This window comes from Nocardia niigatensis NBRC 100131 (assembly GCF_000308655.1).
GTDB lineage: Bacteria > Actinomycetota > Actinomycetes > Mycobacteriales > Mycobacteriaceae > Nocardia > Nocardia niigatensis.
Genome location: NZ_BAGC01000055.1, coordinates 107,214 through 121,160 on the forward strand (window position 1 = coordinate 107,214; position 13,947 = coordinate 121,160).

The following is a 13,947-nucleotide window of genomic DNA, read 5'->3' on the forward strand; positions in this document are numbered from 1 at the left end:
GGTAATAAATCGGAATTCACTGCGGCAGTGACGAATCGGCGCGAAGGCGAGCGGGTGCGGGACTATTTGCAGATGGTGGAGAGCGGGGCGCAGACCGTCCAGCCGGTGCCGTCGGGCCGGGCCGTGGGGACCCAGGTGCGGGTGGAGCCGCCGTCGCCGAGGCGGTTGGCGGTGGCCGGGGCGGGAGTAGCCGGTTGGGGAGCCACCTGGACGTAGTCGTACTGGTAGCCGTTGGGGTCGATCGAATAGGTGATGACGGTGTGGGGTGCGCTGAGCGGGTGGGATCCCGAGCCCGCGCCGCCCGAGATGGTCGAGCCGGGCGGTTCCGCCGCCGCGAGGCCGGCGGCGGTGGCGAACAGCGCTCCAGCGGCGACCAGACAGGTCAGCGGCTTCCGGACGGCGCTCAGGGTGTTGTTGGTGTACATCGAACCTCCTCGTTCGCCCTGGATACGACGCCGGGTTACGCGCTGGTTCGGTAGGTGATCGAACTGTGAAGGCCGACAGGGGATTACGAGATCAGAGACCGGGGCCGGACGGCGGCAACCGACGCTCGCGAGGGACCAGCAGGAGGAGGAGCGACAGCACGAGTCCGCCGCCGACGAGGTACAGGCCCCAGGCGCCGCTGAGCAGATGCCGATAGTCGGTGCGCAGCTCGTGATCGAAATTCTGGTCGAGCCGCCAGGTCAGCACGCCCAGTCCGGCCAGACCGACGAGGACCGCGAGCCAGCCGAGGGTCCGGGACCCGACCAGTGCGGCGAGCAGCAGCACGGCCGCCACGCCGAGCAGCCCGATGGCCAGGGAGGTCACGAAGGACCCTGATTGCGCTCCGATCTGGTCCAGTGTCCGGCCCGAGGCGAATCCCTCGCGCAGATCGGAGAACTGGACATTCCGCGCGTCGACCGTGCCGACCAGCGGACCGAAAACCCCGACCGCCACCGCGATGGCGGCGGCGAACAGCAGCAGATGAACGAATGTGCGCATACTCCACGGTATTGCGCTTCCGGTCCCCCGGCACGCGTTCAAACCTTACGGTTCGAAACACGCCGGAGGACCGGCGGATGAATCAGGCGCGACGGTCCACCGCGGCCCAGGCGACCGCCGCAACCACGCCGGAGACGACCGCGACCGACGGCCAGGCGCCGATCTTCTTGGCCAGCGGGTGCGAGGCCCCCATCGCGCCGACTGCGAGCCCGGTCAGCGCGGCCGCGCCACCGGTGCCGACCGTCTTGCGCCAGCGCGGGAAGGCGGCCGCCGTGCCCGCCGCGAACACGGCGCCACCGAGCTGACGCTTCTGCGTGGCCTGGGCGAGCGCGAAGCCGCCGGTGAGGCCGCCGGCCACCAGCAGCGAGGTCGGTACCGCGGGAATCCCTGCCATTGTCACTACCTCCAAAGCGAACGAACTATCCCCCCGACGGTAACCGGAGCCGATTCCACCGCTTTGGCGGGGCCGGTCAGTCGCGGTCCGGATCGGCCGCCAGCGACCGGTTCAGCTGCTGCTCGCTGATCGGCGGAACCGGCAGCGGGTGAGCGGCTTCCGCGCGCAGCCCGTCCAGCATGAGTGCGAGATTGCGCCGCCACGCCTCGGGTGCGATGCCCGCGGTCTGCTCCACCACCCGGGTATGCGACCAGGTGATGAAGGCGATGTCCTCCAGCGCCCAGTCCGCACGCAGCACTCCGGCATCCTGTGCGCGCGTGATGATTTCACGCATGATGGCGTGCCCGCGATCGCGCTGTGCCGCGATCTCCGGACTCGGCGCGGCCCGCAGCGCGAGTTCGTTGAGCAACCGGTCGTAAGCCTGTAATTCGCAGACCTTTTCGACGAGATATACGAACGATTCCCACGGATCGTCAAGGGCCAGCGCCTCTTCCGCGATGCGCCCGCCCGCCTGGACGCGATCCTCGACGGCCGCCGCGATCAGATCGTCCCGGGTCGGAAACCGGTTGTAGAGCGTGCCGATGGCCACGCCCGCGCGGGCGGCGATCTCCTTGAGCGGCGCGTCGAGCCCGCGTTCGGCGAAGACCTCACGCGCCGCGGTCACCAGCGCGTCGCGATTGCGGCGGGCGTCGAGGCGGAGGGGTTTCTGCGCGGGCATTCGCCGATCCTACAAATCGGGCATCGGATTTAAGTTGAGCATAGGTTCAAGTTCGTGTTAGCGTCGAACACGTAACTTGAACTATTGCTCAACTTAGTAAGGAACGAGCATGAGCAAGACCATCGCGATCTTCGGATTCGGTCCCGGCCTGGGCATGGGCGTCGCCCGGCGTTTCGGCCGGGAGGGCTTCCGGGTGGCCGTCATCGGCCGCAAACCCGACAAGGCCGAACAGCATGTCGCCGACCTGAAGGCCGAGGGCATCGAGGCGGCGGCCTTTCCCGCCGACGTGACCGACTCGGCGCAGATCGCCGCCGCGATCGCGACCATCCGGCAGACCTTCGGCGAGATCGACGTCGCCCTGCACGGCGCTGCCGCCGAGATGGCCGACCGCATCCCGTCCACCCTGGCCCTGGACGTCCCGGACCTGAGCGTGCCCATGGCCCTGAAGCTGCACTCCCCCATGCTCGTCACCCGCGCCCTGGTCCCCGGCATGGTCGAGCGTGGGGCAGGCGCGCTGCTGTTCTCGTCGGGCTCCTCACCGAACGTTGTGCTGCCCTATCTGTCGAACTTCGGCGTCGCCCTGGCGGCTCAGCGCGGCTACCTGCTGCAGCTGGCCGAGGAGCTGCGCGACACCGGCGTGTATGTCGGGTTGCTGAACATCGGGGTGCTGATCGGCGACAGCGCGGCCGAGCGGATCGTCGACGAGCATCCGGAGCTGGTTCCGGCGGGACTCGACATCGCGCGCATGAGCAATACCGAACTGGGTGACCGGTATTGGGAGATGTACACGCGGCGTGAACGGACCGAGGAGGAGGTCGGCTTCACCGCGTGACCCGCGCACCGGCAGCGGGAGATTCGTGGGATGTGTTGCGGGCGAGCCGAGTCATACGATAAGAACCGTGACGAAACACGGTCCGGGGGGCTCCGGGCGCGTCCGTTCACAGAGTTCCGCTCAGCCGCAAAGGAATAACTCGACCATGACCGGTCCGGTCGTCTTCACCAGCTCTTACCACGACGAATCCAACGACGACGGATTCCAGTGGGAGTTCTGCTGTGATCGCTGCAGCACCACGTACAAGTCGCCGTTCGAGCAGAACTACTTCTCCCGCGGCCGGGGTGCGCTGCGTGCGCTGCGCGATCTCTTCGGCGATCAGGTGCGCGCCATCGACAAGATCTCCAATGCCGCGGAGAGCTACTCCAACCACTGGGGCGGCTCCTCCTCCAGCACCAAGGACAAGGCGTTCGCACGCGCGGTCGAGCAGGTGCGCAACGACTTCCGGCTGTGCGGCGGCTGCGGCCGCTGGGTCTGCCACTCGGTGTGCTGGAACGAGCAGGTCGGCCAGTGCGCCAACTGCTCGCCGCAGGTGGCCCACCAGATCGCCCAGGCGCAGGCCGAGGCCCGCGGCTCGCAGATCCGTGAGGCCGCCTACCAGCAGGACTGGGTGTCGCAGCACGATATGGCCACCCCGGCCCGGGTGTCCTGCCCGACCTGTGGCGCGCACACCACCGGCGGCAAGTTCTGCTCTACCTGTGGCACCGCCCTGTCCCTGCAATCGAATTGCCGGGGTTGCGGCCACCAGGTCCAGGTGGGCGCGGCCTTCTGCGCCAACTGCGGCCAGCCCCAATAGGTCCCGTTCACCCGGTCAGCGGATACCCGGCGTGGCGGGGTCCGGGCCGGCGCATCCGAGGATGAAGCAGCCGGGCGGCCAGTCGCCGAACGGCGGGTACAACGGTTTGCCGAGACATTCCAGGACACCACAACCCGGATACGCCATCGGGCCCAGGCCCAGGGCGGACAGCGTCGCGTCCGGGTTCAGGAACATCGGATCGGCGAGGCTGGTATCCGGCTTCGGGACGTACGGTCCCGGGTCGGCCAGGCTCGGAGTGCGGAACGCGCTGGTGAGCCCGCGCAGCACATCGTGTGGAAAGCTCACCGCGCCACCGGGAACCGTGACACCGGTCCAGCTGACCAGCAGTCCCAGGCTCGGGACGATGAAGTTGTCCTGGCGCATCATCCCGGCCATTTGGAGGGCGTCCTTCGGCAGGCCGGGGAACAGGTCCTCGCAATCCGGGCCGTTGACGGTGATCAGGAAGCCGTAGCAGGGATTGACGTCGTTCGGCGTCGTGGCCTGGGCCAGGTAGCCGGTGGAGATCACCTGGCGGCCATGCCAGTTGCCGCGGTTCACCAGCAGCAGACCGAGCTTGGCGTAGTCGTCGGGCGGCAGTACCAGGTGGGCGTGGCCGTAGGTGTTGCCGCTGCGGTCGCGCGCCCACAGGTAGTCGGACTTCTGGATGCCCAACGGGTCGAAGAGGTTTCGCTGCGCGTACGCCTGGAAGTCCTCGCCCACGGCCTGCTGGATGACATAGACCAGCAGGTCCACGGCCCGCTGACTGTACTGCCAGGTCTCGCCCTGCGGATGCTGGATGGGCATGGCCAGTGCCTGCGCCACCACGTTCGGGTCGAGCCGGACCAGCCCGGTGACGCCCTCGGAGGCGATGGCGACCTCCATGCCGGAGGTCTCGGTGAGCAGGCTGCGCACGGTGATCGCACGATGCGCGTCGTCCCCGAGCCCGGCGGGCAGATAGTCGCCGATCGGATCGTCCACGCGCAGTTTGTGTTCGTCGACGGCGATGCCGGCGACCAGGGATACCACGCTCTTGGTGCCGCTCCACAGATTCCAGGCGACACCGCCCGCCCGCTGGTTGGTGGGCCCGCCGGCGATCAGGCAGTTGTTGCGGAACACCTGGACGGTGAATCGGGTCGGGTCGGAGGCGAAGTCGACGGCCTGCCGCAGTGCGGCCGAATCCAGCCCCACCGCTTCGGGTGTCGCGGTCTCGGGTTGCCGGCCGGAACTGACCTCGCAGTGCCGGAGGCCGTCCGGTTCGGCACGGCCGGCGGGCCCGGCGATCAGGGCCAGGGCGATCGCCAGTGTCGCCACCACGATGCTCGTCACGATTCTCGCCATATCGCCCTCCACTCCCGATCTCTCGTGGAGCTTCATCGGAGCGCCGTTGGGGCCGTTATCTTTTCGTGACCCGTCAATTCCTGGGGCGATAGTTCTGGGGGCTCGCTCGGTTCAGCGGGAGTCGACGGTGGCGAAGGCGGCCCAGATCAGCGGGGAGTGCTGGATCTCGCCGGTGGTCCGCCAGGCGGTCAGGTGCGCGCGCTGCCACTCGTTGAGAGCGACGACGGGATCGGGCGATTCGTGGGCGGCGTCGATGGCGCACACCGCTTCCTGGAAGGGATGCGTGGTGGCGGGTGTGCCGGCGAAGCGCTGGAAGGCGAGATCGGTGGGCAGTGGCCAGCGTCCGGCCGTCACCACTTCCGCGCCGCCGGTGAGCATGGCCGCGACGAGACCGAGGGGCTCGGCGAAGCGGAGATCGCCGCCGCTCTCGCAGGCGATCAGCGCGACCCGGCTCGGAATCGGCCAGATCTCGGGCCCGGTGCGCGGGCTCGCCCCGTTCCCGTTGCCCGAATAGTCATGGCCCGCACCGTCAGTGAGCGCGTGGGTGCCGAGCAGCAGGTCGCGGGCCGAGAGCGGACGGTGGTCACGATAGGCCGGTGCGCAGCCCTGACTGGCGGCGGTGCACGACAGATGCAGGGTGGCCGATTCGCTGCGGCCGGATTCGGGCGCCGCGGCGGTGACGTGACCGACGTAGAGCAGCCGGGCCGCGCCCGCGTGCAGAGTCCGGCTGAGCCAGCCCCGGTCGAGATCGGTGCGCCGGAAGGCCGCGAGCGGGTCACCGACGGCCGGGCTCAGCCGATCGGCGGCGGCGTGCGCGGCGACCAGTTCGGCGAGCGGCGCGGCCGAATCCATCCGCCCGAGCACCGATCCCAGCGCGGAGTCGGCCCGGAAGCCCGGCACCCGTGGATCGAGGATGGCGACGACCGGCAGGTTCCTGGTCTGCGCCCACGACCGCGTCACCCGGGCGGGCGCGCGCACGATGCCGGTGGGCGCGAGCACGCTCACGTCGGCGATCTCCACCAGCCGCACCGCCGGATCGGGGGCGATGAGCTCCCATGGCACCTGCGCCGTGCGCGGCGAGGGCTGAATCCGGATGTGCGGCCGCACGCCCCGCGAATAGAGCTCGTGCAGCTGAACCGCCAGGTTGTAGGGGAGAAAGGTGGATGAGAGATATTGGGCCAGCGTGTTTTCCACCGTGTAGGAGGCCAGTTCGCCGGTGGTGAGGGCGGATTCGAGCCCACCGGCCACCCCAGGCGCGGGCAGTGCCGCCGCGAAGCGGGCCACGGCTGCCTCGACCTGCTCCTGCGGCACCACGCCGACGCCGCCGGGCGCGCTCTCGTCGGCCCACCGCCAGGTCAGGTAGAGGTCGCCCGCATCGGCAATGCGGACAAAGACGGTCGGGGTCATGCGGTGATCACCCGCTCGGTGCGGACGCGACGGCCGTAGCGCTGTTCGGCGGCCGCCAGCCAGGCGGACAGCGCGATATGCCCGTCCGGAGGAACGGACACCCGCGGCGGCGGGCTGACCGGCAGGCCCGCGCCGGCCGCCACCGCGGCGAGCGCGGTGCCGAGTTGCAGTGCGTCCTGGACGCCGGCGGCCGACTCCGACGGCGGTTCGAAGGGCTGAAACAGATCGAGCGGCGGGGGTGGTTCGTCCGACAGCTTACTGATGTCCACAATTGTTCCCGCACATTGATTTTCGATGAGATCGGCGACCAGCCGGGCATCACCGGCCAGATAGGAGTAGCGGAAGGCGAGCCGCAACGCGGGATTCACGATGCGACGGTTCCACGAATCGCGCTGCGCGCCGTCGGGGAGCTCGTACCGGACGGCATCGAGCGCCAGCGCCGCCGGAATCGCCAGATCCACTGCCCGCGCGAGCAATCCGGGCACCTGCGTCACCAGCGGCTCCAGCAGACCCGCATGCCAGTAGTCGAGCTGGGCACAGTGCAGGCCGAGGCCACGGGCGGCGTAGACGGCCCGCGCGGCCGCCAGTTCGGACTCTCCGTCCTCGAACTGTCCCGAGGCAAATGCGGCGGCGGCCAGGCGAAGTCGGACATCCGCGGCGTCGATCACGGCCCGCGATTCCTCGAATCGCCGCAGCGCCTCGCGGTACCGGGACCGGGCCGTCTCCTGCTGTCCGCGCTGCTCGGCGATGAACCCCATGACCTTGAGCCCGATTCCGGCGCGATGCGCCGCCCCGGCCACCTCGAAATACTCCTGCGCGGCGGCCAGCAGCGGTTCCGCATCGTCGAAAGACCCGGTGCGCGTGTACATCAGCGCCAGGTTCTGCCGCGTCTCGGCGATCCCGGCAGTGTCGTCGACCGCCTCGAACGCGGCCAGGGCCTGCCCCGCGAAATCCTGTGCCAGCTCCCACCGGCCGGTCTCGAAATGCGCGGCGGCCAGGTTCATCAGCGGATGCCCTGCCCGCTCGGGCCCGAAACGCCGTGCCGCGTCCAGTGATTCGCCCGCCAGGTCCAGCGCCCGCCACCACTGCTGCCGGTGCATCGCGACCGCCGTCGAGGACACCAGGCAGGCCAGCCGCAGATCCCCCGGCGCGCCCTCCCGACCCAGGGCGGTCCGAGCCTGTTCCAGGGCTTCCTGCGCCCCGTCCAGATCCCCGAGATGCTGCAATGCCTGCGACAACCCGATCAACCCGCCCGGATACATCCGGGGCGCGTCGGAAGACATCTCTCCCAGCGCCGCACCGAACCGCTCCACCGCTGTCGCGTGATCTCCCAGCCGGTCGGTCACCACCGCCACGTCCACCAGGGCGCACAGCCGCAGATCTCCGGTCTCGGCCTCGACGGCCCGCTCGAAAATTCGCAGCGCCTCCCGCAATTCGCCGCGGGCGACCGCTTCGGCTCCCGCGCGGAGCAGTGGGCTCTCCCCGTTCACGGTCTCGCCAGCGGCCGGAGCAGGTATCCCCGACGGTTCGGCGGTGTCGCCGCCGGAGTTGTCATTCGGCATCTCAGAAGTCCGAATCCCCTGCCGCGGCCGCGATTTCGGCGAGCAATGGCGCGAACGGCCCGGAATCGTCGATGCCCGGTGCGGCCGCCGCGCGGAGCCGCCCGGCCGCGAAGTCGCGGATCCGGCGGCGCAGGGCGGCGGCATCCGCCGTGGGTTCCCCGGCCGCACCCGGGCCGGCCTCGGAGTCCGGTCCGAACCCGGGGACGTGAATGGCGACCCGGACGGTGGACGCCGGCGCGGACAGCACGGATTCGCCGATCCAGGTGTCGTCGGCGGCCCGCAGTTCGGTGTCGAGCTCGCCGCGGCCGGTGTCGATGCGGGCCCAGGGCCGCAGGTGGGCCGGCACCGCGTCGGGCAGTCCCGGGTGCGCCGCCACCGCGATCGCCACACTGGTGGCTCCGGCATCTCGGACGAGTTCCCAGGACACCGCGGATTCGGAGGCGTCGACCAGCCCGGGCGGACAGCTGCGCCAATCCCACCCGCCGGTGCCGCGAGCCAGCACCAGCGCGCTGCCGGGCCGGGCCTCGTCACCGGCGGCGAGCGCGTAATCCGAAGCGCGCAATGTGGTTTCGATGTGAGCGGCGACGAGTGGTGCGAGCGCGTCCGCGCCGTCCACCACCAGTTCGCACTCCTCGGTCAGCAGCGCGATATCGCGGTCGAGGAGCGCCGGATCGAGCTCGGCGATGCCGTCCAGGGTGGAGGCGGGCCACCACCGAGAGGCCCAGTGCGCGTAGGCGAGCCGGCGCGCACTCACGGCCGTCGACCGGAGCACGGGCGCGGCGGGCACCTCCGCCGGAGGTTCACCCTCGACGGCCGCGGGCGCACCGTCGCCCACCGCCACCGGCCCGCCCGGGCGCACGGAATCGAGAGCCAGCGCGACGTCTTCGCCGTAGAGCGCCCACACCCATTCCTGCGCGGCGTCGACCTCGTCGATGAGCGCGGCCGGAAGTTCCTGTTCGGCAAGCACACTCCAGAGAAGATGGCCGCCGAGGACCTCGAGCACCATGGAGTCGGGCCCGGGTGCGGCGTGCAGGGCGGCCGGATGGCCGACCGGGACGATGCCGCGCAGCCCGTCGGGATATCGGTGGATCGTGACCCTCGAATTCGTCATCCGGCCCTCGATTCCTGCTCGCCGGGTTCGGCCGCCGCGGTGGCGGCCAGCGCCCGCTTCACTCGCATGCGGTGGTCCAGGATCACCGACCGCGCCACGCCGTCCAGCAGATCCCAGAGCTCGTCGGCCGCGTAGACGGGGAACTCCCGCACGTCCCGTCCGTGCAGCCGCGCCCACAACCTGCGCAGATACGAACGCCAGGGCACCCGCAGATCCGCCGCGATCGCGCCCAGCGGCCCGTCGGCCGCGTCCACCCGCACCGCCATCCGCCGCGCCTGCAGCACATACGCCTCGCGCTGCCACCGACTGTTGATCAACCGCGCCGCCGCACCCCCACCGCCGATTCGCGCGGGCTCCTCTGGAATGCCGTCCGGTGCTGTCGACCGCGTCAGACCGGCTGCGGCACTGGTCAATCCGGGGACGGCGCCGGTGATTCCGGCCGCGGTGGTCGCCAGTCCGGTCGTGCTGCCGAGCAATCCTGCGGAGCCGCCGAGCAGCCCGGCGGTTGCGCCCAGCAGACCCGCCGCGGCGAGCGTGTGAGGCGAATTCCGGCGTGGCGTGGCGTCACCGTCCGGGCCGGAGCGGTGGGGCGGCGTGACGCCGAGCGGACGGAGGTCGACGGCCAGGGCGGCGCCCGCGGCGGCGGCCAGCCGCAGCGATTCGTCCAGCAGCGCCCAGGGCGCGCAGGCCCGGGCGACCTCGGCGGCAACGAGTTCCGGGATCGCGGGCAGGTCCGCGCGTTCGCCGGACGCCTGCAGCACGGTGAAGACGCGCTCGAGAATCGTGCGGTCGAACGGCAGGCCCAGGGTGGCGGTGGAGGCCGAGAAACCGACCTGCGGCGGGAGCGGCAAGGGGTACAGAGTCAGGCCGAATTCCTGTGCAGTACAACCGATTTCGTTGAGCCACAGCCGGATTCCGGTGTGGGTGCCGACATACGCGTCGATGACGGTGCCGAGATCGCCGTCACCGGCGCCGTCGAGTCTGGTTGCGGCGCAGACCTCCAGGAGTCCGGCAAGCAGTTCGGCATGGTCGGGCACCTCGGTCAGCGGGCGCCGTACCCAGGCGGTCTGGATCAGTGCGGTCAGCTCGCCCACCCGGGCCGGCTCGGACAGGTACTCCTTGAGCGCCTGGGTGGTGCGGCCGGCGGCGAGCCCGTGGATCTCGCGCAGCGCGGATTCCGCGGCGGCCCGGTCGCCGACCGGGTCCGGGACGCCCGACGCAGTGGCCAGTTCGAAACAGCGCTGGAAGTAGAGATCCTGGGCATTGCCCTCGGTGATCCGCAGGCCGCGCCGGGTCTGCTTGAGCAAGGTGAACCAGGCCGCGGTGGCGCGCAGCACATCGGCGGCGGCGTGAATCCGGGTGGCCAGCAACACCGCTCCGTCGGCCGTGAGCATGGAGCCCGCGCACTGCGGGTGCTGAACCGGGCGGATGACCAGCGGATCCAAAATCAGCTTGACGGTCCGGCGCAGGGGTCCGCCGTGTGGTCCGCTCAAGGGTTCGACACCGTCGAGGCGGCGCCACACCTCATCCAGCACCATGGCCCGCGGTCTTCGCATTCGCCCAGGTTAGCCCAGCTTCCCCGCCGCTCGCGCGCCGGAAGTTGGGATCGGTAGGCGCAGTGCCGATTCCTACTGTTCTGTCATCGGTTCCACCACGGAGCCAGCATCGAGAGAACGAGGAATCATTATGAACACCAAGCCCGTCCGCCTGACCACCGCCGTCCTCGCCGCCACCGCCGCGGCGGCCCTGCTGGTCACCGGCTGCTCCAGCAACTCGAGCAGCTCCAAGCCCAGCTCGACCACCGCCGCTGCCACCTCCGCGGCCCCGGGCTCGGCGGCCCCCGCCGGCGGCGCGTCCTCGGCCTCGGTCGGCGGCAAGGCGATCACGGCCAAGTTCGATACCAACTGCGTGAAGCAGGGCGGCAATCTGGCACTGGCGCTGACCGACAACGGCAATTCCACCTACGGCACGCTCGCCGCGAGCGCCACCATCACCGGCGACACCACCGTGCAGGCGGTCGGCATCACCGGCACCAAGGGCGGCGACAACGGCCAGCCGTACGCGCTCGGCTTCGGCAACGGCATGCCGGGCGGCAATGCCAAGGTCACCAAGAGCGGCACCACCTTCACCGTCACGGGCGAGGGCGTCGGGACCCCCGATCTGTCCAACCCGCTGGCGGGTCCGAAGACCGAGAAGTTCGAGATCGTCTTCGCCTGCAGCACCATCGTCGGCGGCTGAGCCGGCTCCGTCCACCGGCCCCGACGGCGGGGCCCTGTACTCCCCGCTCGTGCCATCGGGCATGAGCGGGCTCTTCCCCCATATCTTCGATACGGAAAGCTCATGAAGAATCAAATTCGCTACGCAGCACTCGCTTTCGGCGTCCTGGCCATCGGCTACTACCTGTGGCACGGCCTCACCTCCGACAGCGTGTTCGGCTGGGTCGGCCCGCAGATGGCGCTGCCGATCATCGCCCTGACCGTCGTCCCGATCGCCTTCGCCTTCACCGGCGACGGCATCATCTCCGCCTTCACCGGCAACAACAGCTCCCAGTTCCGTGATGGCCTGGTGGGTCTGGGCACCGTCGAGGGTGTCCGGCAGACCGGCGTCTACCTCAACGAGCAGCCGCAGGTGCGCATCGACTTCCGAGTCGAGGGCGCCGACGGCAAGGTGTTCGCCTCGCACGCCAAGATGATCGTGCCGTTGACCCAGCTGGCGCTGCTGCGGCCCGGCGTGGTGCTGCCGGTCCGCTACCTGCCCGGCAATCTGGACAAGGTCGAGGTGGACTTGTCCGGTGACACCTCGGCGGCGCAGGAGGCCATGAACGCGGCCATGATTCGCAAGGGTTTCACCACCCCCGCCAAGATCGACATCGCCCGCCGCGGCATCGCGGCCCAGGCCGTGGTCCGGTCGCTGTCGGTGCCCGGCGAGATCCGCGACGGCCACTCGCGCCTGGATCTGGTGCTGGTGGTGACCCGCCCGGACGGCAGCACCTACGAGGCGCGAACCGAGAAGTTCCTGCCCCCGGCGGCGGTCTCGATGGTCCAGGTCGGCCGCGTGGTGGGCGTCCACTACCTGCCCGAGAACGAGCAGGAGGTGGTGCTGTCGCTGCCCGTCAACACCGCCAACTGACCGTGATATCCGAAAAGCACAGAGCCGCAAGTCCACTCGGACCGCGGCTCTTCGTCATACCCGGGCCTGATCGTCGCCGATTCCGGTCAGGGACGTTCGTAGAAACCGTCGATCCGGCCCCGCCCGTGTGCCCGGGCCGCGGCCAGCACCGCCTGCGGCTTGGCCGATTCGGGAGCGCCGCCGCCGGGCAGGGTGACGGGTTCGGTCAGCGCGAAGAGCTGGAAGACGTATCGGTGCGGCCCGTGTCCCGGGACCGGACCCGGTCCCAGGTATCCGCGGCCCCAGCTCGAGCGCAGTACCCCGACACCCTCGATCGCGGCGCCGGAAGCCAATGCGCCGCTGGGTAGTTCGCTGATCGCCGGATCGAGCAACGCTAGCGCGTGTACGAACGGACCGCCGAACGGCGCGTCCTGATCCTCCACCACCAGCAGCAGCTGCGCGGTGTCCGCGGGCACTCCCGACCAGGCCAGCGCGGGCGACAGGTCCTGTCCCCCGACCCGTTTCATGGCGTGCCGGATATCCAGGAACGTTTCGTGCTCGAAATCAGCGCTGGTCACCTCGAAGACCTTGCCGTCCGCCAGATTGGGCCGTGACCAGGCCAGATCCTCGGGCGCGGCACGCCGGTTGCGCAGCAGTCTGCCGATGATCGCCATTCCTTCTCCTTCGGAGAGTTGAACTTGTCAGAGCTTGCGGGCGTCCGCCGGCAGCAGCAGCGGCGCGGCGAAGCGCCAGATCTGCTCGGCGGCATCGAATTCCAGCGACACCGCCGAACCCGGGCTACCGGCCCACTGTTCCGGAACCGGGGTGCCGGGCCAGGTGTGCCCGCCGCCGAAGACCGCCCATTCCGAGACCACGGTGCCGCCCATGCCCTGGCTCACCGTGGTGCGGGCCGACCGCTCGGTGGAGACGGTTTCACCCGGCCCGGTACAGCCGTCGAGTTCGCGCCAGTACCGCGCGGAGTCCGCCAATCCTCGTGTCCGACCACGCAATTCGCCATCCGGGCCGAGGCGGCGGGAGTGACCGCCCGCGATCGGCACCACCGGATCGGCGTCACCGTTGATGAGCATGGCCGACACCGCGTACCCGGGCCGGATCGTGGTCAGCGCCTCGGGCAGCCCGCCCGCGACGGCCGCGAACACCGCCACTTGATCACTGGCTTCCAGGGCCATCCGGTGGGACATGAACGCGCCGTTGGAGATACCGGTGACGATCGCACGGTCGCCATGGGTATCGAATTCCTCTGCGCACCAGTCGATCACGGCTCGGAGGAAGGCGACATCATCGACCCCCTCCGCATCGGCAGTGGTGACGCCACGTCCGTCGGCCCAGCACCCGTCCAGTCCGTCCGGGTAGACGACGCCGATCCCCCACTCGTCGGCGTGCCGGGCGAAGCTGGTCCAGTCGTACATCAGCCGCTCGGTGGTGGACGGGCCCTGATTTCCGTGCAGTACCAGTACCAGTGGCGCGTCCTTCCGCGCCGGCGGGCGCACCCCGAAGGTCCGGCGTGATCCGTCGATACTCAATGCGCCTTCGACCAGGTCAGCGGCCACGGTCGTCCCTCCTAGCGGTGGTTCCCGAAAATCCCACCCCACTGTAGGCGGGGACCCCGATATCGACCGCCGACCGAAAGCCCTTCGAAGCTGTTACGCCCTATCGGCGGTGTAATCGGCGGCACCGGC

The 13,947-nt window shown here is 70.0% G+C and carries 15 protein-coding genes; 4 read left to right on the plus strand and 11 right to left on the minus strand.

Features of this window, described 5'->3' with window-relative positions; all coding sequences use genetic code 11:
- Positions 1-62: 62 nt before the first annotated feature.
- The 4 genes from ON33_RS26740 to ON33_RS26755 all read right to left on the minus strand — a co-directional run bounded on the left by ON33_RS26740 (position 63) and on the right by ON33_RS26755 (position 2,093).
- Complete coding sequence (locus ON33_RS26740) at positions 63-425, minus strand: hypothetical protein (protein WP_040861846.1); 363 nt, start codon at positions 423-425, stop codon at positions 63-65.
- A 91-nt stretch (positions 426-516) separates the two neighbouring features.
- Complete coding sequence (locus tag ON33_RS26745; protein ID WP_040861847.1) at positions 517-981, minus strand: hypothetical protein; 465 nt, start codon at positions 979-981, stop codon at positions 517-519.
- Positions 982-1,063: 82 nt separating this feature from the next.
- Complete coding sequence (locus tag ON33_RS26750) at positions 1,064-1,375, minus strand: hypothetical protein (protein ID WP_218001517.1); 312 nt, start codon at positions 1,373-1,375, stop codon at positions 1,064-1,066.
- A 76-nt stretch (positions 1,376-1,451) separates the two neighbouring features.
- Positions 1,452-2,093 carry a TetR/AcrR family transcriptional regulator gene (locus ON33_RS26755; RefSeq protein ID WP_040861848.1) on the minus strand — a complete coding sequence of 214 codons (642 nt, stop codon included), beginning with the start codon at positions 2,091-2,093 and terminating at the stop codon, positions 1,452-1,454.
- Positions 2,094-2,202: 109 nt separating this feature from the next.
- On the opposite strand from ON33_RS26755, the gene ON33_RS26760 reads away from it, so the two are divergent.
- Positions 2,203-2,925, plus strand: coding sequence for an SDR family NAD(P)-dependent oxidoreductase (locus ON33_RS26760; RefSeq protein ID WP_040861849.1), 723 nt, complete (start codon positions 2,203-2,205; stop codon positions 2,923-2,925).
- A 145-nt stretch (positions 2,926-3,070) separates the two neighbouring features.
- The gene (locus ON33_RS26765; RefSeq protein ID WP_040861850.1) at positions 3,071-3,721 is read left to right on the plus strand and encodes a double zinc ribbon domain-containing protein; all 651 of its coding nucleotides are present in this window, start codon (positions 3,071-3,073) and stop codon (positions 3,719-3,721) included.
- Between the two features lie 15 nt (positions 3,722-3,736).
- On the opposite strand, the gene ON33_RS26770 is transcribed toward ON33_RS26765, so the two are convergent.
- The 5 genes from ON33_RS26770 to ON33_RS43595 all read right to left on the minus strand — a co-directional run bounded on the left by ON33_RS26770 (position 3,737) and on the right by ON33_RS43595 (position 10,677).
- A complete protein-coding gene (locus ON33_RS26770) occupies positions 3,737-5,059 on the minus strand; it encodes a serine hydrolase domain-containing protein (RefSeq protein ID WP_051152869.1) in 1,323 nt (440 codons plus the stop codon).
- Positions 5,060-5,170: 111 nt separating this feature from the next.
- Positions 5,171-6,466 carry a CHAT domain-containing protein gene (locus ON33_RS26775; RefSeq protein WP_040861851.1) on the minus strand — a complete coding sequence of 432 codons (1,296 nt, stop codon included), beginning with the start codon at positions 6,464-6,466 and terminating at the stop codon, positions 5,171-5,173.
- A complete protein-coding gene (locus ON33_RS26780) occupies positions 6,463-8,028 on the minus strand; it encodes a tetratricopeptide repeat protein (RefSeq protein WP_083869325.1) in 1,566 nt (521 codons plus the stop codon). The genes ON33_RS26775 and ON33_RS26780 overlap by 4 nt, the downstream gene beginning before the upstream one ends.
- Position 8,029: 1 nt before the next feature.
- On the minus strand, positions 8,030-9,139 hold the full coding sequence (locus ON33_RS26785; protein ID WP_040861852.1) for a hypothetical protein: 1,110 nt from the start codon (positions 9,137-9,139) through the stop codon (positions 8,030-8,032).
- Positions 9,136-10,677, minus strand: a complete 1,542-nt coding sequence (locus ON33_RS43595; RefSeq protein ID WP_040861853.1) for a hypothetical protein — start codon at positions 10,675-10,677, stop codon at positions 9,136-9,138. The genes ON33_RS26785 and ON33_RS43595 overlap by 4 nt, the downstream gene beginning before the upstream one ends.
- Before the next feature lie 148 nt (positions 10,678-10,825).
- Between ON33_RS43595 and ON33_RS26795 the strand changes: the two genes are divergently transcribed.
- Both ON33_RS26795 and ON33_RS26800 read left to right on the plus strand, forming a co-directional pair.
- A complete protein-coding gene (locus tag ON33_RS26795) occupies positions 10,826-11,377 on the plus strand; it encodes a lipoprotein LpqH (RefSeq protein WP_040861854.1) in 552 nt (183 codons plus the stop codon).
- 102 nt (positions 11,378-11,479) lie between these two features.
- Positions 11,480-12,268 carry a hypothetical protein gene (locus ON33_RS26800; RefSeq protein ID WP_040861855.1) on the plus strand — a complete coding sequence of 263 codons (789 nt, stop codon included), beginning with the start codon at positions 11,480-11,482 and terminating at the stop codon, positions 12,266-12,268.
- Positions 12,269-12,354: 86 nt separating this feature from the next.
- Here the strand turns inward: ON33_RS26800 and ON33_RS26805 are convergent, their stop codons facing one another.
- Positions 12,355-12,921, minus strand: coding sequence for a YbhB/YbcL family Raf kinase inhibitor-like protein (locus ON33_RS26805; RefSeq protein ID WP_040861856.1), 567 nt, complete (start codon positions 12,919-12,921; stop codon positions 12,355-12,357).
- Positions 12,922-12,948: 27 nt separating this feature from the next.
- Positions 12,949-13,818: a CE1 family esterase gene (locus tag ON33_RS38635; protein ID WP_051152841.1), complete on the minus strand. Its 870-nt coding sequence runs from the start codon at positions 13,816-13,818 to the stop codon at positions 12,949-12,951.
- Positions 13,819-13,947: the final 129 nt, after the last annotated feature.